This window comes from Porticoccus litoralis (genome assembly GCF_030676955.1).
Taxonomy (GTDB): Bacteria; Pseudomonadota; Gammaproteobacteria; order Pseudomonadales; family Porticoccaceae; genus Porticoccus; species Porticoccus litoralis.
In genome coordinates, this window is record NZ_JAUUUU010000006.1 from 54,455 (window position 1) to 76,987 (window position 22,533).

A 22,533-nucleotide genomic window follows, 5' to 3' on the forward strand; every position below is an offset into this window, starting at 1 on the left:
TAGTGCCCAAATTAAAAACATCTGATCTGGAATATTAACCATGGCTGAGACACAACATCATAAACTGATCATTCTGGGGTCAGGCCCTGCCGGCTATACCGCAGCGATTTACGCTGCCCGCGCGAACCTCAATCCGGTTGTTATCACCGGGATGCAACAGGGCGGCCAGTTGACCACCACCACGGAGGTCGACAACTGGCCTGGCGATGTGGAGGGACTTCAGGGCCCCGACTTGATGGTTAGAATGCAGGCTCATGCAGAACGCTTTGACACGAAAATCATTTTTGATCACATCGAAGAAGTGGACTTCAGCAATCGCCCCTTCAAACTGAAAGGCAGCAATGAATATACCTGCGATGGGTTAATCATCGCTACAGGTGCCTCAGCACAATACCTTGGCCTGCCTTCTGAAGAAGCTTTTATGGGCCGCGGTGTCAGCGCCTGTGCAACCTGCGATGGATTTTTCTACCGCAATCAGAAAGTGGCCGTGATCGGCGGTGGTAACACAGCTGTTGAAGAGGCGCTGTATCTATCTAATATCTGTAGTGAGGTCACGCTGGTGCACCGTCGCGACAGTCTTCGCTCGGAAAAAATTCTGCAGGACAAACTGTTTGAAAAGGCGAAAAACGGCAACGTCAAATTGCTTTGGAACCATACCCTTGATGAGGTGCTGGGCGACGATGCTGGAGTCACAGGTCTGCGCCTGAAAAGCACAGAAGATGGCCAGATGTCAGAAATTGAAGTTAGCGGTGTCTTTATTGCCATTGGGCACAAACCGAACACAGATATTTTTGTCGACAAACTGGCGATGAAAAATGGCTATATCACCATTCAGAGTGGTAGCCATGGCAATGCTACCGCCACCAGTGTTGAAGGCATCTTTGCCGCGGGCGATGTGGCAGACCATGTCTACCGCCAGGCAGTTACCTCAGCCGGTTCCGGCTGTATGGCCGCCCTGGATGCTGAAAAATATCTGGATGCCATAGAGTAGACCGACTTTGCTCGAACTGACGCGACTGAATGATAACAACCCAATCTTCCCTCCCCCCGAGTATGCCTTAAGGGAACCCGACGGCCTGCTGGCCGTCGGCGGGAACCTTTCCACCAGTACGCTTTTATCCGCTTATTATCAGGGTATATTTCCCTGGTATGAGGCTGGCCAGCCTTTGTTGTGGTGGTCTCCAGACCCCCGAGCGGTTCTGTTTCCCAAGCACATCAGAATTTCCCGCTCTCTGCGAAAGAGCTGGCGTCGACGTTGTTGGGAGATACGTACGGATAGCGATTTCCAGCAAGTGATCGACAGTTGTGCATCACCTCGTAGTAGCAGTAATTCAGGCACCTGGATTACTGATGAAATGCGCCAAGCCTACCTTGCAATGCACCGCGGGGGTCATGCACACTCTGTTGAGGTTTGGGACGGTCTCCAACTAGTGGGTGGCCTCTATGGCATCATGGTGGGACAGCTATTTTGCGGTGAATCCATGTTCAGCCGTGAAAAAGATGCCTCCAAGGTCGCGCTGGTAGCACTTGCCGCGATGTTACAGTCGCAAAGCCCAGATTGCCTGATTGATTGCCAGGTCAGCAACGCTCACCTGGTTTCAATGGGTGCAGAGACGATTCCACGACGGGAGTTTCTAGCACGACTGAATAGTCTGCGCGACAAAACTATAGACTGGAGTAGTATTGATCCTGCAAATGAGTTGTCTAAGCTTATGTAGACAGAGTAAATGTGAGAAATTATAGCGATGTCACGGGATATTACGCCAGATGTTAGAGCGATCAGGCTGTTCTTAACTGAACCGCACCCTTGCAGCTACCTGGAGGGGCAAAAGGCTATTACAGCCTTTGTCGATCCTGCGATTACAGTGGATAAAACCCTATACAGCCACCTCTCCAACTACGGTTTTCGGCGCAGTGGTCGTTATATCTACGCCCCCCGTTGCAAATCATGTAACGCCTGCCTTCCTGCCAGATTGGTTGTGAATGATTTTGAGCCTAATCGGCAGCAGAATCGATGCAATAAACGCAATGCTGACCTAACGGTTAGCATTGCTAGAAGCATTGATGAAAGTGAACACTACCCTCTTTACGAGCAATACCTGGCCGAGCGTCATGCCGATGGTGATATGTACCCGCCTACAATGGCTCAATACCGTGATTTTATCAGTAGTTTGTGGGAGAACAGTCGTGTTCTGGAAGTTCGGCTCGAAGGCAAGTTAATCGCTGCAGGTGTGATTGATATTCTGAATGATGGGATTTCGGCAATATACACCTACTACTCCCCCGATCACCCGAAACGCAGCCTGGGAACCTATATGATTCTGGCTGAACTGGTTTTGGCCAGAGACGTAGGGTTACCCTACCTCTATTTAGGCTACTGGATCGCAAATAGTCCTAAAATGGCCTATAAAAAGAATTTTCAGCCTTTAGAGCTGTTAATTAATGACCGCTGGGAGCGGATGAATTGACATTGCCTGATTTTCAGGCAGAATGCGCCACTTCCTATATAAAGCAGCTGTTGGAGCATCCAAGCGGAATGGCGAAAGAAGATCATATTGAAATGGACGGGGAAGTGGTCGATACCCTGCCCAACACGACGTTCAGAGTAAAACTGGAAAACGGCCACATTGTGACCGCTCATATTTCAGGAAAAATGCGTAAAAACTATATCCGCATTCTGACTGGCGATAAGGTCAAAGTTGAATTGACCCCCTACGACCTGTCCAAGGGACGTATTACCTACCGCGCACGCTGAGTTGCCTGACTCCCTGTCAGGCAACTTCGGTTTCAGTATCTGTCTTGACCTCCAACTCGCCTGTATCTGAAACAGTCACTCTCGCTATACCGCCAGCAGAGAGACTGCCGAACAAGACTTCTTCTGCCAATGGCTTCTTGATCATTTCCTGGATCAGTCTTGCCATTGGTCGAGCACCCATCTTTTCATCATAGCCGTGTTCGGCCAGCCAATCTTTGGCCTCCTCATCAACGTCCAACTGAACACGTTTTTCGTCCAGTTGCTGTTGCAGCTGACAGAGAAACTTATCGACAACAGTGTGGATGATAGAGATGTCGAGCGGCTTGAACTGGATAATCGCGTCCAGCCGGTTACGGAATTCCGGGGTAAAGATTTTCTTGATCACTTCCATACCATCAGTCGTGTGATCTTGGGATTTGAAGCCGATAGAAGCACGGCTCATCTCCTGAGCACCCGCATTAGTGGTCATGATCAGAATGACATGTCGGAAATCCGCTTTACGGCCGTTGTTATCCGTCAGTGAGCCATGATCCATTACTTGTAGCAGTAGGTTGAAGACTTCCGGATGAGCTTTTTCAATCTCATCCAGCAGAATCACAGCATGGGGATTTTTGGTCACTGCGTCAGTCAGTAAACCACCCTGATCAAAGCCGACATAACCAGGAGGCGCACCAATCAAACGGGATACGGTATGGCGTTCCATGTATTCTGACATGTCAAAACGAACCATCTCGATGCCCATGATCTCGGCGAGCTGTTTTGATACCTCGGTTTTACCCACACCGGTAGGACCTGCAAACAGAAAAGAACCGATCGGCTTTTCACCATCTCTCAAACCGGCACGCGCCAGCTTGATAGAAGTGGACAAGGCAGTAATCGCTTCATCCTGACCAAAAACAACCATCTTGAGTTTTTCCGTCAAGCCACGCAGCTGTTCTTTGTCAGAGGCAGATACGCTTTTTGGCGGAATGCGCGCGATCTTGGAAATAATCGCTTCCACGTCACCCACACCAACTACTTTTTTGCGTTTGGATACAGGCTGCAACTGTTGATAAGCCCCCGCTTCGTCAATAACATCAATCGCCTTATCCGGCAGGAAACGATCATTGATGTGACGTGCGGAAAGCTCTGCGGCTGCTTTCAGCGCAGAATTTGTAAAACGCAGGTTGTGGTGTTCTTCAAATCGAGACTTCAGCCCCTTAAGTATACCCACGGTCTCTTCAACACTTGGCTCAGCCACATCAATTTTCTGGAAACGGCGTGACAAAGCTCTATCTTTCTCAAAAATGCCCCGGTATTCCTGGAAGGTTGTCGAACCAATACAGCGAATCTTTCCAGAAGTCAGGAGCGGTTTAAGAAGGTTGGATGCATCCATAACTCCGCCGGACGCTGCGCCCGCACCAATAATCGTGTGGATCTCATCAATGAAGAGAATCGCACCTTCCTGATCATTTAACTCGGCAAGAACACCCTTGAAGCGTTTTTCAAAGTCGCCGCGATACTTGGTGCCTGCCAGGAGGTTGCCCAGGTCCAGGGAATAAACCACGCTGTGACTCAGAGCCTCCGGCACCTGTTCCTCAACGATCAGCTTGGCAAGTCCCTCAGCAATGGCAGTTTTACCCACGCCAGCTTCACCTACCAGCAGCGGGTTGTTTTTGCGACGACGAGCCAGTACCTGGCAGACACGCTCTACTTCTGAATGGCGGCCTACCAGGGGATCAATGCCACCTTTACTGGCCTGCACATTGAGATTGGTGGTGAATTGCTCAAGCAGGCTATGGCCCTGACTTTCAGCTTCAGTTGAGACTTCTTCCTGATGGACTTCGCCATCATGTTGCTCAGATTGGTCCGCATATTTGGAAATGCCGTGGGAAATATAATTCACCACATCAATGCGGGCGACATTCTGCAGACGCAGGAAGTAGACAGCCTGACTCTCCTGTTCACTGAACAGTGCCACCAACACATTATCCCCCTGCACTTCTTTCTTGCCGGAAGACTGAACATGAAATACGGCACGTTGCAGCACACGCTGAAAACCCAGGGTTGGCTGTGTATCTTTTTCTTCGAGCTCCTCGGGAATTAACGGGGTGGTTGACTCGATGAATTCGTCAAGGTCGTGACGCAATACGTTAATATCAACACCGCAGGCACGAAGTACTTTGGCCGCTGATTCGTTATCGAGCAACGCCAACAACAAGTGTTCGACTGTCATGAACTCATGACGCCTTTCACTGGCACCTTTGAACGCCTTGTTCAGGGTTAACTCAAGCTCTCTACTTAACATACAGTCACCTATATCGTGCTTACTTAGAGATCATCATCAGCCTCAGGTTCAGTTTCACAGAGCAAGGGGTGTTCGTTGTCCCTTGCATACTGATTAACCTGAGCTACTTTTGTTTCCGCCACATCTTTTGTGTAGACACCACAAACTGCCTTACCTTCCATATGTACTTTAAGCATTACGCGAGTTGCGGCCTCCCGGTTCATTCCGAAAAAAACTTCCAGCAGCTCAACCACAAATTCCATCGGCGTAAAATCGTCGTTAAACAACACAACTTTGTAACGGCGTGGTCTCTTAAGCTCTGGGCGTGTCTCTTCGACAACAGCTTCACCTGCGTGTTGCCATTGATCCCCGTCACTTTTGTCACTCAATCGAATGTTTAAACTCATAGTTTCGTAGTGTTCAATAATCTCTTTCATCTATCTAACATTTTAATACCCTTTTTCACCCCCAATTCTACTGATAACAACTTTTTTGTGTGCTTTTTTTAAATCCCTTTCACCTTGACTTAGACCCTAATAAGTTATAGAAAATCGGTTTGGATAAAAAATATCCATTAAAAGTAGCAATCCGATCACACTAGTTATCGGTTGTTAGCAGGGCAAATTTAATAACTAGAAAGTCCAGCAAGGGGTTCTAATATGCCGTCAGGTACAGTCAAGTGGTTCAATAACGCCAAAGGATACGGATTTATTCTATCTTCAGATGGGGCAAGTGATATCTTTGCCCACTACTCTGCCATCAATATGGATGGATACAAAACACTTAAAGCAGGCCAAGAAGTCTCATACGATCTCGTTGAGGGACAAAAAGGACTGCATGCGACCAATATTGTGCCAACAGGCAACGGCGGTGATGATGGTGCGGAATCAGTGACTGAATCCATAGCCGAGCAAGAAAGTGTACATAGTTAGTGACTAAATAGTCACAAAAAAACCCCTGTTTCGAAAAGAAACAGGGGTTTTTTAATGGTGGTAACAGTTGTTACATCTTCGCAATCATGGCATCGCCAAACTGTGAGCATGACATCAGTTTCGCTCCGTCCATCAAGCGCTCGAAGTCATAGGTAACCGTCTTCTCTGAAATGGCGCCTTCCATACCTTTCACCACAAGATCAGCTGCATCATTCCAGCCGAGGTGGCGCAGCATCATTTCCGCTGACAGGATGAGAGAACCGGGGTTCACTTTATCCTGGCCGGCATATTTCGGTGCCGTACCGTGAGTTGCTTCAAAGATGGCAATGTCATCAGACAGGTTGGCACCGGGCGCAATACCGATACCACCTACTTGTGCTGCCAGCGCATCAGACAGGTAATCACCATTCAGGTTGAGAGTGGCGATAACGTCATACTCGGCGGGGCGCAAGAGAATCTGCTGCAGCATGGCATCAGCAATGACATCTTTGATGACAATGTCTTTGCCAGTATTGGGGTTTTTTATAACCTGCCAAGGGCCGCCATCAAGCGGTTGTGCACGAAACTCTTCTTTCGCAACTTCGTAACCCCAGTCACAGAATGCGCCCTCGGTAAACTTCATGATGTTACCTTTGTGCACAAGAGTGACGGAGTCTTTATCTTGGTCAATGGCGTATTGGATCGCTTTGATCACCAGACGCTTAGTACCCTCTTTGGAAACCGGCTTGACGCCGATACCACAATCTTCAGGGAAACGAATCTTAGTCACGCCCATTTCATTACGCATGAAATCGATGACCTTCTTCGCTTCGTCCGTACCTGCGCGCCACTCGATACCCGCGTAGATATCTTCTGAGTTCTCACGGAAGATACACATATCAACCTTGCCCGGCTCTTTAACCGGTGAAGGGACACCTTCAAACCAGCGAACAGGACGCTGGCAGACATACAGGTCCAGTTCCTGACGCAAAGCTACGTTCAATGAACGGAAACCACCACCTACCGGTGTAGTCAAGGGCCCCTTGATTGAGACACTGTATTCCTTGATGGCGTCCAGAGTTTCTGCGGGAAACCAGTCACCATCGTAGGTTTCAGCGGCTTTTTCACCGCAGTAGACTTCCATCCAAGAAATTTTCTTACTGCCGCCATAGGCTTTTGCAACGGCTGCATCGATCACTTTGATCATGACTGGAGTAATATCTACACCGATGCCATCGCCTTCGATGAAGGGAATAATTGGGTTGCTGGGGACGTTTAGAGAGAAATCGCTATTGACAGTAATTTTTTCACCATCAGTTGGTATCTGGATGTGCTGATATCCCATTGTTGGCTCCATAGGTAGCTAGTGCGTTTGTTTCTAGTGCATCTGTAACAGGTAACGATGATTTTTCTATTATCGTTGTACACTTCAGTATTCGCGTGGGATGCTACCATAAACCCACCTGCTCTTGTAGCTGATTTACACGAATTACGGGCATATTTCTGCTAAAAACCACATGGATCATATAACCGCCAAATTATTACTGTTCAACAAGCCCTATGGTGTTCTGAGTCAATTTACTGACCTGGATGGCCACCATGGTTTGGCTGGCTTTATCAAAGATAAAAACATCTACCCGGCGGGAAGACTCGACAATGATTCAGAGGGGCTGTTGCTGCTGACAGACAGTGGTCCTTTACAGGCCAGAATCAGCGACCCCAAGCATAAAATGACCAAAACCTATATTGCCCAGGTGGAGGGCGACATTACCGAAGAGGCTTTGGCAAACCTACGTTTTGGTGTGAACCTTAACGACGGTCCCACAAGGCGTGCCCAGGTTAAACGCATCCCGGAACCTTCCATCTGGACCAGATTTCCACCGATAAGAGCGCGCAAAAACCAGCCAACTTGCTGGATTGAGCTGCAAATTACAGAGGGCCGTAACCGCCAGGTCAGGCGCATGACCGCGGCAGTCGGCTACCCCACACTGCGACTGGTTCGCACAGCCATAGGCCCCTGGTCTTTAGGAAATCTTCAGCCAGGTGAATGGAAGGAGGAAGCAGTCAATCTTCCTGCCGTTAAATCTCCACCCGCCAGAACCTGGAAGAAAAAACCTCATGCCTGACCGCATCCACTTAACCGTAGCGACTGTGGTGAAACGTGACGATAAGTTTTTGCTCGTCAGGGAATTCAGTGATCAGAAAACTGTTTTAAACCAGCCTGCAGGGCACGTTGAGCCGGGTGAAACACCGCTGGAAGCGGCCGTCCGGGAAACGCTAGAGGAAACAGGCTGGCATGTTCGCCCCACTGCCCTGATTAGTTTTACCACTTACTTGTCTCCCACCAACGGCATCACCTATTACAGGTTGGCGATCGCTGCCGATGCCGTGGAATTTGATCCAAAGGCCACTCTGGATAGCGATATCGAAGAAGCTCTCTGGCTCGATTATGAAGAAATACTACAAAACGAGAACAGCCTGCGAAGCCCCATGGTGATGCAAGCCATTAACGACTACCTCAAGGGCCCACTTTATCCATTGGATATACTGAAAACTCCCCGGTAGAATCCGCCACCCTATGAACACACCTAAAACAGTCATTGTCGGCATGTCCGGCGGCGTAGATTCCTCCGTTACTGCCCTGTTATTGCAGCAACAGGGTTATCACGTGCAGGGGCTGTTTATGAAAAACTGGGACGAAGACGACGGCACAGAGTATTGCACTGCTCGCCAGGACCTGGCCGATGCCCAGCAGGTAGCCGATAAACTCGGGATAACACTGCACACGGCCAATTTCGCGGCCGAGTACTGGGATAATGTATTCGAGTATTTTCTCGCTGAATATCGTGCCGGGCGCACACCTAACCCCGACATACTCTGTAACCGGGAAATCAAGTTCAAAGTATTCCTCGAATATGCGCAAATCCTCGGCGCTGAGGCTATTGCCACCGGCCACTACGTGCGTCGACTGGATAGAGACGATCACAGCTATCTGTTGAAGGGGCTGGATAATAACAAGGACCAGAGCTACTTCCTGCATGCTGTGAGCGAAGCAGCTTTCAGCAAGTCTTTATTCCCCATTGGCGAGATGGAGAAACCCCAGGTGCGTGCCATTGCTGAGAAACACGGGCTGGCTACCGCCAAGAAAAAGGACTCCACGGGAATCTGTTTTATCGGCGAACGTCGCTTCAAGGATTTTCTTGAGCAGTACTTACCTGCACAACCGGGTGATATCGAGACTCCCGAAGGCAAGGTGATCGGCCAACATCATGGCTTGATGTACCACACCCTGGGTCAGAGGCAGGGCCTGGGAATTGGCGGTAGACAGGATGCCACGGATGCACCCTGGTATGTTGTGGGTAAAGATCTGGAACGAAATGTCCTCATCGCAGCACAGGGCAGCGATCACCCTCTCCTCTTCTCAAACCGTCTTAGCGCACAGGATATCCATTGGATTAACGGTATACCCGCCAGTTCAGCGCTGCGTTGCCACGCAAAAACCCGCTATCGCCAGCCTGATCAGCCCTGTACGGTAAATGTTTCAACCACTGGTGTGAATGTGCACTTTGACACGCCACAGCGAGCCGTGACACCAGGCCAGTCAGTGGTTTTTTATGACGGTGAAACATGCCTGGGCGGCGGCATCATCGAACACGCTTGGCAGGAGGCCCCCTGATGCTTTTCAGCAAACCCGATCGCAACCAGGTCATCGCTCTCGCCGGTGTATTTCAGGCCTGTCAACTCGTGGAAACCCTGGCGAAAACGGGCTCGGTCCCTTCTGATCGCTTTGGGGTCTGTATCGAAAGCCTGTTTCAACAGAACCCGGAGAACACGGAAGCTGTGTTTGGCAATTTATCCAACCTGCAGCTGGGCATTGAATCCATGCAGGAGCTGATTACCCTTCAACCCCGCAATCAGCAACCGGACACACTGCGCTACGTGGTCGGTGTTGTTTACCTGGCCAACAAATTGCGCAACAAGAAAACTATGCTCAACGTCATTGGCGAACGTCTGCAACAAGCGGGTAGGCAGGCTGAACACTTTGGTGCTGCCACCCACACTAATGTGATTGCCAACCTGGCACAGGTCTATCAGGACACTATCAGCACTTTCCGCTACCGCATTCAGGTAAACGGTTATGCCGGCTACCTGCAACAGGAAGCTATCGCCCAGCGGGTGCGCTGTCTGTTGTTTGCAGGCATCAGAGCGGCTGTGCTCTGGCATCAACTAGGGGGGCGCCGGCGGCATCTCATTTTCAACCGCCAGCAGCTATTGCAACAATTGCGTCTACTGCAGCAGGAAAGCAGCCAACCCCAGCATTAACTAGTCAATTTTTACCTGAAAAAACCATGCTATTCGGTTAAAATTCGCGCCTTTCTTCCCCACATTCAAGTTGTTACCCATGAATCTATCCAGCCTGACTGCAATTTCACCTATCGATGGCCGCTACGGCAGCAAAACCTCCACCCTGCGCATAGCCTTCAGCGAATTCGGGCTAATCAAATACCGTGTGATGGTTGAGGTACGCTGGTTGCAGCAACTGGCGTCCCACCCGGGTATTGTCGAAGTCCCCGCACTTTCCCAGGCGGCCAACAACAAGCTGGAACAACTTTTGGCAGAATTTGATGAGCGTCAGGCCTCGCGTATCAAGGACATCGAAAAAACCACCAACCACGATGTTAAAGCGGTGGAATATTTTATTAAGGAATACATTGCCGATGTGCCGGAGCTGAATGCCATCAGCGAGTTTGTTCACTTTGCCTGCACTTCGGAAGACATCAACAACCTTTCTCATGCCCTGATGCTAAAAGAGGGGCGCGACCAGGTGTTGCTGCCGGAGGTGCGGGAAGTTGCACGTCAGATCTCCTCCCTAGCCCATCAGTTTGCCGATGTGCCGATGCTGTCACGTACCCACGGACAAACGGCCTCCCCCACCACTGTCGGCAAGGAGATGGCCAACGTTGCCTATCGCCTCAACCGTCAGATCGAACAGATTGCCGGGGTGGAACTGCTCGGCAAAATCAACGGTGCTGTGGGCAACTATAACGCCCACCTTTCCGCCTATCCGGATATTGATTGGGCGGCTAATGCCGAGACGTTCATCACTGGACTTGGACTGAATTGGAATCCCTACACGACCCAGATTGAGCCACACGACTATATTGCTGAACTGTTTGATGCCATAGCTCGCCTCAATACCATATTGATCGATTTTAACCGCGATATCTGGGGTTATATCTCGCTGGGGTACTTCAAACAGAAAACCATCGCCGGGGAAGTGGGCTCGTCAACAATGCCCCACAAAGTGAATCCCATTGACTTTGAAAACTCCGAGGGAAACTTGGGCATTGCCAATGCCGTATTCGGTCATCTGGCCCAGAAACTGCCCATCTCACGCTGGCAACGGGACCTCACTGATTCTACCGTACTGCGCAACATGGGTGTCGGCTTTGGCTACAGCTCCATTGCCTACCAGTCCACCCTCAAGGGTATTGGCAAGCTGGAACTCAACCAGCAACGCCTGGCAGAGGACCTGAACAATGCCTGGGAAGTCCTCGCCGAACCTGTACAGACCGTCATGCGTCGCTACAACATTCCCGAACCCTATGAAAAACTCAAGGCATTGACTCGGGGTCAGGCCATCACAAAAGAGACCATCCAGGTATTTATCGAGACTCTGGAAATTCCTGAGTCAGCCAAAACCGAGTTGCGTCAACTGACTCCAGCGTCCTACATTGGCAATGCCATTGCGCAGGCAAAAGCACTCTGAGCCAGTCGCGCCCTAACATGCCGACACCAATACTCGGAGACCTGTCAGCAGAAGTCTTTCTTCGTGAGTACTGGCAGAAGAAACCACTGTTGGTGCGCGATGCGCTGCCGGGTTTCCAGTCACCCATTAGCCCGAATGAATTGGCAGGCTTGGCCCTGGAAGAAGAGGTTGAATCACGCATTGTAGTTGAGGCCGGTGCATCGCCCTGGGAATTGATGTGTGGCCCTTTTACGGAAAGACAGTTTGAGCAACTGCCAGAGAGCCACTGGACATTACTGGTGCAGGCGGTTGATATTTGGGTGCCGGAAGTGGCCCATCTACTTGAACATTTTCATTTTCTTCCGTCTTGGCGTCTCGATGACATTATGGTCAGCTATGCTCCCGTTGGCGGCAGCGTTGGACCCCATTTCGACTTTTACGATGTCTTCCTGATACAGGCTCAAGGTCAGCGTCACTGGCAGATCGGTCAGCGCTGTGATCAGCAAACGTCGATACTCAGCGAGACCTCTCTGCGCATTCTGAAAGAGTTTACCAAGACTGATGAGTGGGTACTCAACCCCGGGGATATGCTCTACCTACCCCCCCAAATTGCCCATTTTGGTATCGCTGAAAACGACTGTCTCACCTATTCTGTCGGTTTTCGAGCCCCTACCCTGGCAGAAATTCTTGGCGATCTGGCTACCGAACTGATGGCTCAGGGCGATTCCACCTATTACCGGGACCCACCCCTGAAACCTGAAATGGCGGGCGAACACATAGACCCGCTGTTTATCGAACAAATCCAGGGAATGCTAACCAAATTGGCAGGTGATAAAGCTTTGCTGGGAGACTGGTTTGCCCGATACATGACCGCACCCAAGTACCCGGATCTTGCCGACGAACTGGATGAAGAGCGCTGCGCTAGCGTCAACGGCAAGCAATATATCAATGGTCAACCGTCAGACTAATTTGTTTAGTCAGCGGCCACAGCCCCTCCACCCGGCCATCTACTATCTGTCACGCCGTATTGCCTGCCACTTTTCTGAGAAATAGCCTGTACCTTGCCCAACACCCTGGGAGTATTGTTGAGGGAGTGCCCCATGTTCTGTAAGAGCTTGAGCGTATCGATACTGATTCCCTGCTCATACTGGAGCATGTCAGGCCACCATTGATGATGAATACGGGGAGCCGCCGTAGCTTCGGCGACATTCATACCGAAATCAATCACATTCAGGATATTCTGCAAAACCACGGTAATGATCGTACTTCCACCAGGGCTTCCAGTAGCCAGGATCGGCACGCCGTCCTTTAGAACAATGGATGGCGTCATGGAAGACAGTGGACGCTTGCCTGCGTGAACAGCATTTGCCTCCCCGCCCAGCAAACCGTAGGCATTGGGAACACCAGGCTTGGCAGAAAAATCATCCATTTCGTTATTGAGCAAAAAACCGGCCCCTGCCACAGAAATGCCACTGCCATAGGAAAAATTCAGCGTGTAAGTATTACTCACCACATTACCCCAGCGATCGACCACTGTGAAATGGGTCGTCTGAGGGCTTTCCTCATGCATTAATTGCCCCGGCTGAACATCGGCAGAAGCAGAGGCAGCCTCTAAGTCGATATTGTCCCTAAGCCTTGCGGCATAGGACTTGTCGATAAGTTTCTCAACCGGGACATCAAAGAAATCCGGGTCGCCCAGATATTGACTACGGTCTGCATAGGCTCGGCGCATGGTCTCAACCAGAAGGTGCAAATACGACGCACTGTTGTGCCCCAGTGAGTGCAAGTCCCACCCTTCTAGGACATTGAGCATTTGGACCAGGTGAACACCACCGGAAGAAGGTGGCGGCATAGAGACAATCCGATAGCCACGGTAATCGCCAACCACTGGCTGCCTCTCCAGCACGCGGTAATTGGCAAGATCTTCTGCTGTAATCAGGCCCCCGCCCCGCTTCATCTCGGCGACAATCAGTTCAGCAGTTTTTCCCGTATAGAAGCCAGCGACACCCTGGTTGGCAATCTGCCGCAGAGTCGCTGCCAGGTCAGCTTGGCGCCAGATATCGCCCCGCTGCATTGGGCTTCCATCGGGGCGAAAGAAATATCCGGCCGACGCCCTGTCAGCACGCAAACGACCCGCCGCCTGTCCCAGGGAAAAGGCCAGCGTGTCAGAAATTAAAAAGCCTTCCTCCGCCAGCCGTATGGCAGGTGCCAACACCTGCTCGACTGTCATGGTGCCGTAGACATCCAGTGCATGGAGCAAACCGGCAACTGTGCCGGGTACCCCCGCTGCCTTGTGACTGAAACGAGACAGGTTGGCATCTGCTGACCCCTGTTCATCCAGAAACATGTCCCTGTGGGCCAAAGCAGGTGCCATCTCCCGGTAATCAATGGCCAGTGAGCGGTTCTCCTTGGCTAAATGCACCAGCATAAAGCCTCCACCACCCAGGTTGCCTGCCTGAGGCAGTGTCACGGCAAGGGCAAAACCTGTAGCGACAGCTGCGTCAACAGCATTCCCCCCCTGTTTAAGAATATCTGCGCCAACAGTACTGGCCAGAACCTCCTGAGAAACCACCATTCCCCTGGTTGATAACTGCGGATGAAAGCGGGCGCTTTGATCAATAATTGCGGGCTCAAATGCCATCGCCATCTGCAATGGAAATAACAGAAACAAAAACAGCCACTTGAGAAAAGCCTGTTTCACATCAATACTCCGCTATAAATCGAACGTAATCTTAGCATTCGACACCACTATAGGCCCCTGAAGGGCTACGATATAAAAAAATGGGAGTAATGAATGGACACAGTTGACTATTTCCCCATCGAAGTTGAGGAAGTCAGCTGGCAAAGTGCCGGCGAGCAGTTAACGGCTATTCGACACAAGGTTTTTGTCGAAGAACAAGGCGTACCGGTTGCAGAAGAAGTGGATGACCTCGACCCCACGGCCATGCACTGGATTGCCTTTGGGCCGGGCAATGTGGCCATGGCCACAGCGAGAATGCTACCAGACGGCCAGGTGGGGCGTATGGCGGTGCTAAAACCCTACCGACAGCGGGGTGTGGGTTCCTCAATAATGCGCAATATCATCCGCTATGCTATCCGTGAGGGCAAAGAACAGCTGGTACTCAGTGCTCAGTTACACGCTATTCCATTTTATGAGGGGTTTGGCTTTATATCCGACGGAAAAGAATACCTGGATGCGGGTATTCCCCATCGCACCATGGTGCTCAATCTGCATCGTTTCATGGACAACGCTCCGAAACCGTTACTGAGGGAGATTTCTGACGAGGAAAGGCAAAGAGTTGGCATTGAGGGGGTGGATGAATTTCGTGATCAGGCGGTCATGCTGGTAGAGCGGGCACAACGTGAAATTCGTATCTTTACGTTCAAGCTGGAGCCCGGCATCTATGCCAACAACCAGTTCTGTGACGCCATCTATTCATTTGCCACCAGCCACCCACTGGCCAGAGTCAGAATTTTGGTCAAAGACCTGGCCCAGGTGATTCATCAAACCCACCAGCTGCATGAGCTCTGCCTGAGGCTGCCTAGTCGCATCCAAATACGCAAACTAGAAACCAAGGAAGACTGTTTACACACGGAGTTCATGCTAGTGGATCGCACCGGGATTCTCTACAAGCAAGAGCCGGAACGTTTTGTGGGTTACGTCGTCCCCCATGCGCCGCTGGAGGCAGTGGAACTGGTTGAAGAGTTCGATAACCTCTGGGAACAGAGTGAGCTGGATCCAGACCTCAGAAGACTGCATATCTAGCAGCCCCTTGAGCAACTATCAGCGACCGTTGATATTGACCAATAAGGGGCTTTAAAAACAGTTATAGCCTGCCACCTCACCAGACAAAAAAACGCCGGGAATATAACCCGGCGTTTTTTTGTTCTCGCACCTCAGAAGTGCAATTACTGCAGTTTTGCCTTCTGGCGATAAGCATGCAGCAAGGGCTCAGTGTAACCGCTGGGCTGCTCACATCCCTTGAAGACCAGGTCACAAGCAGCGGCAAATGCCACACTGTTATCAAAATCAGGTGCCATGTTGCGATAGGCCGGATCTCCAGCGTTCTGACCATCAACCACACTGGCCATACGCTTCATGGTTTCCATGACCTGATCATCACTGCAGATGCCGTGACGCAACCAGTTCGCAATATGCTGGCTGGAAATACGCAAAGTGGCGCGGTCTTCCATTAGGCCAACATTGTTGATATCCGGCACTTTGGAGCAACCTACTCCCTGCTCTACCCAACGGACAACATAGCCAAGAATACCCTGAGCATTGTTATCCAGCTCCTTCTGAATCTCGTCGGCAGTCAACTCACCTTCCAACAGCGGGATAGTAAGAATATCGTCGACACTGGCCGGAGTGCGGTTAGCCAGTTCATCCTGAAGTGCAAAAACATCTACCTGATGGTAGTGAATGGCATGCAAGGTAGCAGCTGTGGGGGACGGAACCCATGCAGTATTGGCACCTGCCTTTGGATGACCAATCTTGGCCACCATCATATCGGCCATGTTGTCGGGGATTGGCCACATACCTTTACCAATTTGCGCACGACCCTTCAATCCGCAGGCCAGACCTACATCGACATTCTGATCCTCGTAAGCGGTAATCCATTTAAGGGTCTTCAGTTTACCCTTGGGTGCAAAGGGGCCGGCTTCCATGCTGGTATGGATTTCGTCGCCAGTGCGATCCAGGAAGCCGGTATTGATGAACACCACACGCTCGCTGGCAGCACGGATACACTCTTTAAGGTTCACTGAAGTGCGTCGTTCTTCATCCATGATGCCCACTTTCAGGGTATTGCGACCCAGGCCGAGAGCATCTTCAACCGCGTTGAACAGGCTATTGGTAAATGCCACTTCTTCGGGCCCATGCATTTTCGGCTTCACGATGTAAACACTGCCGGTTTTACTGTTTCGGAGCGAGCCATTGCCCTTCAGGTCGTGAATGGCAATCAGGCTGGTAATCATCGCGTCCATAATGCCTTCCGGCACTTCATTACCGTCGCTGTCCAGAATTGCGGGGTTGGTCATCAGGTGACCCACATTGCGAACAAACAGCAGACTGCGGCCGGGCAACACCAACGAACCACCTTCTGGCGTGGTGTATTCGCGGTCCGGGTTCATACGGCGCACGATGGTCTTGCCACCCTTTTCCAGGCTCTCTTCCAAATCGCCCTTCATCAGACCAAGCCAATTACTGTAGACCAGCGCCTTATCTTCCGCATCAACGGCAGCTACAGAGTCTTCACAATCCATGATCGTGGTCAGGGCGGCTTCCATCAGAATGTCTTTTATGCCAGCACTGTCAGAAGAGCCAATCAAACTATTAGAATCAAACTGAACTTCCATATGCAAGTTATTGTTTTTCAACAATACCACATCGGGACTTCCAGCATCGCCCTGATAACCGGCCAGCTGTTCAGGGTCGGCAAGACTGGCCTGGCTGCCATCTTTCAATGTGACCAGTAACTGCCCACCCACCACGCAATATTGGGTTGAATCCTTATGGGAGCCTTTCAACAAAGGTGCAGCGTCGTCCAGCAACTGACGTGCATAGGCGATCACTTTGGCACCACGAACCGGGTTGTAGCTTGCGGTTTTGTCTGCACCATCCGTTTCCGGCAGCACATCAGTACCATATAGTGCATCGTAAAGGCTGCCCCAACGGGCGTTGGCCGCATTCAATGCAAAACGGGCATTCATGACAGGCACTACCAACTGTGGGCCAGCCTGCATGGCAATTTCGGGATCTACATTGCTGGTGGTTATCGCGAACTCTCCATCTTCGGGCACGAGATAACCAATATCTTGCAGAAACGCTTTGTACTCCGCATGGTTGTGGGGTTTGCCAAAACGTTCGCGGTGAAAGTTGTCGATCTGTGCCTGCAACTCATCACGCTTTTTTAAGAGTTGTCGGTTTTTCGGGGCAAAATCAGCGACGATGGCGCTAAAAGACTGCCAGAAGCCATCTGCATCTACACCGGTGCCGGGAATAATGTCCTGCTTGACGAGGTCATAAATCGAACGAGCGACCTGAAGTCCACTCACTTGAACACGTTCAGTCATGATTGAGCCCTATGATTGATCTATTCGCTTAAGGAGGAATTGTAGGTACGCAAAGCTGAATTAATCAATTTTATGGATATTATGTCGGCTATTTGTTTAACAAATAATTAGTCCAATGTTCGGGCGACATCGGCAATCAGGCGACGCATCCACTGATGGGCCGGGTTATGTTGGAGCAACGGGCTCCAGGCCATGATCAGTTCAATTTCCGGTATCTCGAAAGGTGGCGGCAAGATCACTACATTAGGGTTGTCCTTCAGCAGCATGGCTGCCTTGGTAGGTAGGGTAATAACCAGATCACGCAATTCGGCGAGCCGCATCGCGGCCTGATAGTGGCGAGTAAATACACGAATACGGCGCTTTTTACCCTGCACTGCCAGGGCCTCATCCACCCAGCCCAGACGCTGCACGGCGCCAGGCTCCATACCAACGCCAACCCCCATACCAGTTTTGCTGACCCAGACGTGGCCCGTTTCCAGGTAATTGTCGAGGGTGAAATCATGACGAATGGGATTGTGCTCACTTAACAGGCAGGAAAAGGAATCTCGCCAGATGGTCATCTGGTGAAAAGATTGCGGCAGCATGTCAAAACGGTTGATGACCAGGTCAACACTACCCTGGTCAACATCCTGGTAACTGATGTCACTGGGGGTCAGTACATCAAGGGTAATATTCGGTGCTTCTGAGCGCAGCCGACGCATTAAATGCGGCAACAGAGTGGATTCGGTGTAATCACTGACGGAAATACGGAACACCCGGTCAGCCTGGGCGGCATTAAACTCCCTACGCGGCTCCACAGCTTTTTCTATGGATGCCAACACTTCACGGACGACAGGTTGTAGCTGCTCAGCGCGTTCAGTGGGCGTCATTCCATCACTGGTGCGAACCAATAAGGGGTCATTAAAAAGATCTCGCAGCCGCCGCAAACCGTTGCTCATCGCGGGCTGGCTGATTCCCAAGTTTTCAGCTGCCCTGGTCACGTTACGCTCTTTCAGCAGGACATCCAGGTAAACCAGAAGATTTAGATCGACGCTACGTATATTCATACCAAAAATACCGAAAATAAGATCTATAGATTAGCTAAATTTTAGTCCGGTGGCTAGAATTCGTTGCGTTCAATTCAATTTCTTTTCTCAATCTGGAAGGACTGATCATGTCAAACTATTCAAAAGCGATTGACGATATTGCATCCGTATGTGGTGCAAACAGCACATGGAGTGCTATTAACCCGGAATCTGCAGCTCGCATGCGCATTCAAAACCGTTTCCAAACCGGTCTTGATATTGCCAAGTACACGGCAAAAATCATGCGCGAAGACATGGCAGCCTATGATGCTGACAGTGCTCAGTACACCCAATCTCTGGGCTGCTGGCACGGTTTTGTCGGTCAGCAAAAACTGATCGCTATCAAAAAGCACCTGCAAACTACCAGCAAGCGTTACCTGTACCTGTCCGGCTGGATGGTTGCTGCTCTGCGCTCCGAGTTTGGCCCCCTGCCCGACCAGTCCATGCATGAGAAAACTGCAGTTTCTTCACTGATCGAAGAACTGTACACCTTCCTGCGCCAAGCTGACGCCCGCGAACTGGACCTGCTGTTCACCGACCTGGACGCTGCTCGCGCTGCCGGCGACAAAGCTAAAGAAGCCGAGATTCTGGACAAGGTTAACAACTTCGAAACCCACGTTGTGCCGATTATTGCCGATATCGACGCCGGCTTTGGTAACGCAGAAGCCACCTACCTGCTGGCCAAGCAAATGATCGAAGCGGGTGCTTGCTGTATCCAAATCGAAAACCAGGTTTCTGACGAGAAACAATGTGGTCACCAGGACGGTAAAGTTACTGTTCCTCACGCTGACTTCCTGGCCAAAATCAACGCTGTTCGTTACGCATTCCTGGAACTGGGTGTTGATGACGGTGTTATCGTTGCCCGTACTGACTCCCTGGGTGCTGGCCTGACCAAGCAGATCGCTGTTACCAACGAACCCGGTGACCTGGGCGATCAATACAACGCGTTCCTTGACGGCGAGTACGTCAACAGCGCTGACGACATCGACAACGGCGACGTTGTGATCAAGGCCAACGGTAAGCTGCTGAAGCCCGCACGTCTCGCTTCCGGCCTGTTCCAGTTCAAGAAAGGCACCGGTATTGACCGCGTGGTTCTGGACTGTATCACCAGCCTGCAAAACGGTGCTGACCTGCTGTGGATCGAAACCGAGAAGCCCCACGTTGGCCAGATCGCTGAAATGGTTAACCGTATCCGCGAAGTTGTTCCAGATGCGAAGCTGGTTTACAACAACAGCCCGTCATTCAACTGGACTCTGAACTTCCGTCAGCAAGTATTCGATGCCTGGAGTGAAGAAGGTAAAGACGTATCCGCTTACGATCGCGCCAACCTGATGAGCGAAGAGTACGATGCCACTGAACTGGCTCTGGCCGCTGATGAGCGTATCCGTACCTTCCAGGCTGATGCCGCTCGCGAAGCCGGTATCTTCCACCACCTGATCACACTGCCGACCTACCACACTACTGCGCTGTCTACAGACAACCTGGCTAAAGGTTACTTCGCAGAAGAAGGCATGCTGGCTTACGTGAAAGGTGTTCAGCGTCAGGAAATTCGTCAGACCATCGCCTGTGTTAAGCACCAGAACATGGCCGGTTCCGACATCGGTGACAACCACAAGGAATACTTTGCGGGTGAAGCCGCACTGAAAGCTGGTGGTAAAGACAACACCATGAACCAGTTCTAATAAACCATTCAAGTTTCACTCTATATCCCCTATAGAGTACCCTTCAGGGAGCTGGTAACAGCTCCCTTTTTTTATGTTGTCGTTTTTTATTTATTTTCAGGGCGAGAGCAGCAGCTGGCCACTCGCTTGGCGGCTTCAGAACAGCTTGAAGAGTTTGGGATTACTTAAGTATCTGGCTTTCAAGATAATTTGCCAGAGAAGTCAGTTCCTCATCAGAGAGATGATCGAACGAAGGCATTTCACGATGCCGGTCACTTCCCTTGATCCACTCCATCAACTCGTTTTGCGACTTTCGCGTCAACAACGTGGCGGGGATACGTTTAAGAAAATCGCTACGGCCAGTCCTAGGGTGACACTCGGAACAGTTCTCCTGAAAAAGCTTTTCCCCAGCTACAACTGAAGGGTCCACCTCTGCTTTTCCCTTATCGCCGCAGGCTACCAGTCCGGCAGCAACAAGTAGCACGAAAAGACTCTTGGACTTAATCATCGACCTCTCCTTAATACTGAATTATTTATCGTTATTTATTCTATTTTAAACTGTCACAGCCTGTGACATTAAGCCACTGGGTCAGTGTTTACCCGGCAAGATACGCAACAGCGTATTATCTTTCAGCACATAATGGTGGACCAACGCTGCGACTGCATGGATGGCAATCAACACATAACCAGTAATGCCAAAAATTTCATGTATCTCCTTGAAGATACCCGCCACCTCCTTGTTTTCAGCGATTAGTGGAGGAAGCGACAGACCGAAGAAGAGAATATCCTTACCCTCGCCGCTTAACACCAGCCAGCCCAGCACAAGCATCACAAACATCAGTAAATAAAGCGCCAGATGAAGCACTTTTGCCAGCTTTCAGGGGTCGGAACGATACGCGGCGAGACCTGAATCAACTTCAACAGCAGTCGCAGCCAAACCAGGCAGAAAACACTGAGCCCCAGTGAAAAGTGTCAGGCTTTAAATGCATTGCGAGGGTCACTCCCCTTCGGAAAAAATTCCCGGCACTCAATTGCGGCATACACAGCAATAATCAGCAGCAACATCAGCCAGTGCATGGCGATGGAGAGCGAGCCATAACGGTCAGCTGTATTCTTTAAACCCATAGCTATTCTCTCTTACCTATAGCATCACTTTAGATCAATGACTCACAATTGCGTTGATATCAATCAGGTGCGGAATAAATGACTGGTATATAGCAAAGCGCTGGCAGAAACCAGCACTCCGTTATTATCGGCGTACACATATTCACCAGGAACAAAGGTCACACCACCAAAAGTTACCGGTACATTCAGGTCACCAATACCCCGCTTGTCTGTTTTCAAGGGGATACTGCCCAATGCCTGAACACCAAGGTCGAGCTCTGCCAGGGCATCCACATCCCGCACACAACCAAAAATAACCAGTCCTTCCCAACCATTTTTAACAGCATTCTCAGCAATCATATCGCCAAGCAACGCTCTTCTCATGGATCCGCCACCGTCGACAACCATCACCTTGCCATGCCCGGGTTTAGCCGCGTTTTCTTTCACCAGAGAGTTATCCTCATGACACTTGATCGTGACAATTTCACCGCAAAAGCTGTCTCTGCCGCCAAAATTGGCCAGCATCGGCTCCAGCACTCTGACCAGCTCAGGGTTGTCATCACATAAATCGGGGGTAGAAAAACTCATAACTGATCCTTAGGTTTCATCAATAATAATGCCCACCTGATCGCCTTCGCTGGTCAACGTCAGGCTCACCAATGGACCAACATCTGCAACCACGTCACCACCAATAGGATGACCATTCTCCAGCTCAAACGAGATGCCGTGTTTTGGGCAGCGCAGGCAGCCCTGTTGCAAGCGACCCATAAATAAAGGTGAGCCATCGTGGGGACAGCGATTTTCAATCAGACGGGTAATACCTGCGCTGTGTAGCAGCAACAGGTCTCTGCCTGCCACGTTGACACGCCGAAGATACCCTTCTTTAAGGCGATTTTTTGACTCTAGTGGATAGAAGCTCATAGGCCGGAAAGGTTGCCATGATCAGGA

24 protein-coding genes are annotated in these 22,533 nt (G+C 50.7%); 13 read left to right on the forward strand and 11 right to left on the reverse strand.

The window, feature by feature from the left end:
• Positions 1–40: 40 nt before the first annotated feature.
• The 4 genes from trxB (at position 41) to infA (ending at position 2,755) form a co-directional block, all read left to right on the forward strand.
• Positions 41–991: a thioredoxin-disulfide reductase gene (trxB, locus tag Q8A57_RS10030; RefSeq protein WP_305170971.1), complete on the forward strand. Its 951-nt coding sequence runs from the start codon at positions 41–43 to the stop codon at positions 989–991.
• A gap of 7 nt (positions 992–998) precedes the next feature.
• Positions 999–1,718 (forward strand): leucyl/phenylalanyl-tRNA--protein transferase, encoded by a 720-nt coding sequence (gene aat, locus Q8A57_RS10035; protein ID WP_305170972.1) that lies wholly within the window; start codon positions 999–1,001, stop codon positions 1,716–1,718.
• A 27-nt stretch (positions 1,719–1,745) separates the two neighbouring features.
• Positions 1,746–2,468 (forward strand): arginyltransferase, encoded by a 723-nt coding sequence (locus Q8A57_RS10040; RefSeq protein WP_305170973.1) that lies wholly within the window; start codon positions 1,746–1,748, stop codon positions 2,466–2,468.
• Between the two features lie 68 nt (positions 2,469–2,536).
• Positions 2,537–2,755: a translation initiation factor IF-1 gene (infA, locus tag Q8A57_RS10045; protein ID WP_305170974.1), complete on the forward strand. Its 219-nt coding sequence runs from the start codon at positions 2,537–2,539 to the stop codon at positions 2,753–2,755.
• Between the two features lie 16 nt (positions 2,756–2,771).
• On the opposite strand, the gene clpA is transcribed toward infA, so the two are convergent.
• Both clpA and clpS read right to left on the reverse strand, forming a co-directional pair.
• Positions 2,772–5,042, reverse strand: a complete 2,271-nt coding sequence (gene clpA / locus Q8A57_RS10050) for an ATP-dependent Clp protease ATP-binding subunit ClpA (protein ID WP_305170975.1) — start codon at positions 5,040–5,042, stop codon at positions 2,772–2,774.
• A 23-nt stretch (positions 5,043–5,065) separates the two neighbouring features.
• Entirely contained in the window at positions 5,066–5,458 is a 393-nt protein-coding gene (clpS, locus tag Q8A57_RS10055; RefSeq protein ID WP_305170976.1) for an ATP-dependent Clp protease adapter ClpS, read from the reverse strand.
• 222 nt (positions 5,459–5,680) lie between these two features.
• On the opposite strand from clpS, the gene cspD reads away from it, so the two are divergent.
• Positions 5,681–5,953 (forward strand): cold shock domain-containing protein CspD, encoded by a 273-nt coding sequence (cspD, locus tag Q8A57_RS10060; RefSeq protein ID WP_305170977.1) that lies wholly within the window; start codon positions 5,681–5,683, stop codon positions 5,951–5,953.
• Between the two features lie 70 nt (positions 5,954–6,023).
• Here the strand turns inward: cspD and icd are convergent, their stop codons facing one another.
• Entirely contained in the window at positions 6,024–7,277 is a 1,254-nt protein-coding gene (gene icd / locus Q8A57_RS10065; protein ID WP_305170978.1) for an NADP-dependent isocitrate dehydrogenase, read from the reverse strand.
• 172 nt (positions 7,278–7,449) lie between these two features.
• On the opposite strand from icd, the gene Q8A57_RS10070 reads away from it, so the two are divergent.
• The 6 genes from Q8A57_RS10070 (at position 7,450) to Q8A57_RS10095 (ending at position 12,649) form a co-directional block, all read left to right on the forward strand.
• The gene (locus tag Q8A57_RS10070; protein ID WP_305170979.1) at positions 7,450–8,058 is read left to right on the forward strand and encodes a pseudouridine synthase; all 609 of its coding nucleotides are present in this window, start codon (positions 7,450–7,452) and stop codon (positions 8,056–8,058) included.
• Positions 8,051–8,497 carry an NUDIX hydrolase gene (locus tag Q8A57_RS10075; RefSeq protein ID WP_305170980.1) on the forward strand — a complete coding sequence of 149 codons (447 nt, stop codon included), beginning with the start codon at positions 8,051–8,053 and terminating at the stop codon, positions 8,495–8,497. Before Q8A57_RS10070 ends, Q8A57_RS10075 begins: the two co-directional genes overlap by 8 nt.
• A 13-nt stretch (positions 8,498–8,510) precedes the next feature.
• Positions 8,511–9,608: a tRNA 2-thiouridine(34) synthase MnmA gene (gene mnmA / locus Q8A57_RS10080; RefSeq protein WP_305170981.1), complete on the forward strand. Its 1,098-nt coding sequence runs from the start codon at positions 8,511–8,513 to the stop codon at positions 9,606–9,608.
• Positions 9,608–10,255 carry a high frequency lysogenization protein HflD gene (hflD, locus tag Q8A57_RS10085; protein WP_305170982.1) on the forward strand — a complete coding sequence of 216 codons (648 nt, stop codon included), beginning with the start codon at positions 9,608–9,610 and terminating at the stop codon, positions 10,253–10,255. The genes mnmA and hflD overlap by 1 nt, the downstream gene beginning before the upstream one ends.
• 79 nt (positions 10,256–10,334) lie before the next feature.
• Positions 10,335–11,702, forward strand: a complete 1,368-nt coding sequence (purB, locus tag Q8A57_RS10090; RefSeq protein WP_305170983.1) for an adenylosuccinate lyase — start codon at positions 10,335–10,337, stop codon at positions 11,700–11,702.
• Between the two features lie 17 nt (positions 11,703–11,719).
• Positions 11,720–12,649, forward strand: coding sequence for a cupin domain-containing protein (locus tag Q8A57_RS10095; RefSeq protein ID WP_305170984.1), 930 nt, complete (start codon positions 11,720–11,722; stop codon positions 12,647–12,649).
• Between the two features lie 5 nt (positions 12,650–12,654).
• Here Q8A57_RS10095 and ggt read toward each other — a convergent pair whose 3' ends face one another.
• Entirely contained in the window at positions 12,655–14,382 is a 1,728-nt protein-coding gene (gene ggt / locus Q8A57_RS10100) for a gamma-glutamyltransferase (protein ID WP_305170985.1), read from the reverse strand.
• 93 nt (positions 14,383–14,475) lie between these two features.
• Here ggt and Q8A57_RS10105 point away from each other — a divergent pair, with 93 nt between their 5' ends.
• The gene (locus Q8A57_RS10105) at positions 14,476–15,447 is read left to right on the forward strand and encodes a GNAT family N-acetyltransferase (RefSeq protein WP_305170986.1); all 972 of its coding nucleotides are present in this window, start codon (positions 14,476–14,478) and stop codon (positions 15,445–15,447) included.
• Positions 15,448–15,590: 143 nt separating this feature from the next.
• Here Q8A57_RS10105 and Q8A57_RS10110 read toward each other — a convergent pair whose 3' ends face one another.
• Positions 15,591–17,756, reverse strand: coding sequence for a malate synthase G (locus tag Q8A57_RS10110; RefSeq protein WP_305170987.1), 2,166 nt, complete (start codon positions 17,754–17,756; stop codon positions 15,591–15,593).
• A gap of 107 nt (positions 17,757–17,863) precedes the next feature.
• A complete protein-coding gene (locus Q8A57_RS10115; RefSeq protein ID WP_305170988.1) occupies positions 17,864–18,802 on the reverse strand; it encodes a LysR family transcriptional regulator in 939 nt (312 codons plus the stop codon).
• A gap of 107 nt (positions 18,803–18,909) precedes the next feature.
• Between Q8A57_RS10115 and Q8A57_RS10120 the strand changes: the two genes are divergently transcribed.
• A complete protein-coding gene (locus Q8A57_RS10120; RefSeq protein WP_305170989.1) occupies positions 18,910–20,502 on the forward strand; it encodes an isocitrate lyase in 1,593 nt (530 codons plus the stop codon).
• A 160-nt stretch (positions 20,503–20,662) separates the two neighbouring features.
• Here the strand turns inward: Q8A57_RS10120 and Q8A57_RS10125 are convergent, their stop codons facing one another.
• From Q8A57_RS10125 to Q8A57_RS10145, 5 genes are all read right to left on the reverse strand, one after another.
• Entirely contained in the window at positions 20,663–20,989 is a 327-nt protein-coding gene (locus Q8A57_RS10125; protein ID WP_305170990.1) for a c-type cytochrome, read from the reverse strand.
• Between the two features lie 81 nt (positions 20,990–21,070).
• Entirely contained in the window at positions 21,071–21,319 is a 249-nt protein-coding gene (locus Q8A57_RS10130) for a cytochrome b (protein ID WP_305170991.1), read from the reverse strand.
• Between the two features lie 134 nt (positions 21,320–21,453).
• Positions 21,454–21,606, reverse strand: coding sequence for a cytochrome b (locus tag Q8A57_RS10135; protein WP_305170992.1), 153 nt, complete (start codon positions 21,604–21,606; stop codon positions 21,454–21,456).
• A gap of 63 nt (positions 21,607–21,669) precedes the next feature.
• Positions 21,670–22,173, reverse strand: coding sequence for a ribonuclease E activity regulator RraA (gene rraA, locus Q8A57_RS10140; RefSeq protein ID WP_305170993.1), 504 nt, complete (start codon positions 22,171–22,173; stop codon positions 21,670–21,672).
• A 9-nt stretch (positions 22,174–22,182) separates the two neighbouring features.
• Positions 22,183–22,506 carry a Rieske (2Fe-2S) protein gene (locus tag Q8A57_RS10145; protein ID WP_305170994.1) on the reverse strand — a complete coding sequence of 108 codons (324 nt, stop codon included), beginning with the start codon at positions 22,504–22,506 and terminating at the stop codon, positions 22,183–22,185.
• Positions 22,507–22,533 lie beyond the last annotated feature (27 nt).

Coding starts and splice junctions, on each gene's coding strand:
- icd (WP_305170978.1), bottom strand. CDS start 7,277: ATGGGATATCAGCACATCCAGATACCAACTGATGGTGAAAAAATTACT.
- Q8A57_RS10145 (WP_305170994.1), bottom strand. CDS start 22,506: ATGAGCTTCTATCCACTAGAGTCAAAAAATCGCCTTAAAGAAGGGTAT.
- Q8A57_RS10075 (WP_305170980.1), top strand. CDS start 8,051: ATGCCTGACCGCATCCACTTAACCGTAGCGACTGTGGTGAAACGTGAC.
- clpS (WP_305170976.1), bottom strand. CDS start 5,458: ATGAAAGAGATTATTGAACACTACGAAACTATGAGTTTAAACATTCGA.
- Q8A57_RS10120 (WP_305170989.1), top strand. CDS start 18,910: ATGTCAAACTATTCAAAAGCGATTGACGATATTGCATCCGTATGTGGT.
- Q8A57_RS10105 (WP_305170986.1), top strand. CDS start 14,476: ATGGACACAGTTGACTATTTCCCCATCGAAGTTGAGGAAGTCAGCTGG.
- mnmA (WP_305170981.1), top strand. CDS start 8,511: ATGAACACACCTAAAACAGTCATTGTCGGCATGTCCGGCGGCGTAGAT.
- Q8A57_RS10095 (WP_305170984.1), top strand. CDS start 11,720: ATGCCGACACCAATACTCGGAGACCTGTCAGCAGAAGTCTTTCTTCGT.
- hflD (WP_305170982.1), top strand. CDS start 9,608: ATGCTTTTCAGCAAACCCGATCGCAACCAGGTCATCGCTCTCGCCGGT.
- Q8A57_RS10040 (WP_305170973.1), top strand. CDS start 1,746: ATGTCACGGGATATTACGCCAGATGTTAGAGCGATCAGGCTGTTCTTA.
- Q8A57_RS10135 (WP_305170992.1), bottom strand. CDS start 21,606: ATGGGTTTAAAGAATACAGCTGACCGTTATGGCTCGCTCTCCATCGCC.
- Q8A57_RS10070 (WP_305170979.1), top strand. CDS start 7,450: ATGGATCATATAACCGCCAAATTATTACTGTTCAACAAGCCCTATGGT.
- cspD (WP_305170977.1), top strand. CDS start 5,681: ATGCCGTCAGGTACAGTCAAGTGGTTCAATAACGCCAAAGGATACGGA.
- trxB (WP_305170971.1), top strand. CDS start 41: ATGGCTGAGACACAACATCATAAACTGATCATTCTGGGGTCAGGCCCT.
- rraA (WP_305170993.1), bottom strand. CDS start 22,173: ATGAGTTTTTCTACCCCCGATTTATGTGATGACAACCCTGAGCTGGTC.
- Q8A57_RS10115 (WP_305170988.1), bottom strand. CDS start 18,802: ATGAATATACGTAGCGTCGATCTAAATCTTCTGGTTTACCTGGATGTC.
- Q8A57_RS10110 (WP_305170987.1), bottom strand. CDS start 17,756: ATGACTGAACGTGTTCAAGTGAGTGGACTTCAGGTCGCTCGTTCGATT.
- Q8A57_RS10130 (WP_305170991.1), bottom strand. CDS start 21,319: ATGTTTGTGATGCTTGTGCTGGGCTGGCTGGTGTTAAGCGGCGAGGGT.
- Q8A57_RS10125 (WP_305170990.1), bottom strand. CDS start 20,989: ATGATTAAGTCCAAGAGTCTTTTCGTGCTACTTGTTGCTGCCGGACTG.
- clpA (WP_305170975.1), bottom strand. CDS start 5,042: ATGTTAAGTAGAGAGCTTGAGTTAACCCTGAACAAGGCGTTCAAAGGT.
- infA (WP_305170974.1), top strand. CDS start 2,537: ATGGCGAAAGAAGATCATATTGAAATGGACGGGGAAGTGGTCGATACC.
- purB (WP_305170983.1), top strand. CDS start 10,335: ATGAATCTATCCAGCCTGACTGCAATTTCACCTATCGATGGCCGCTAC.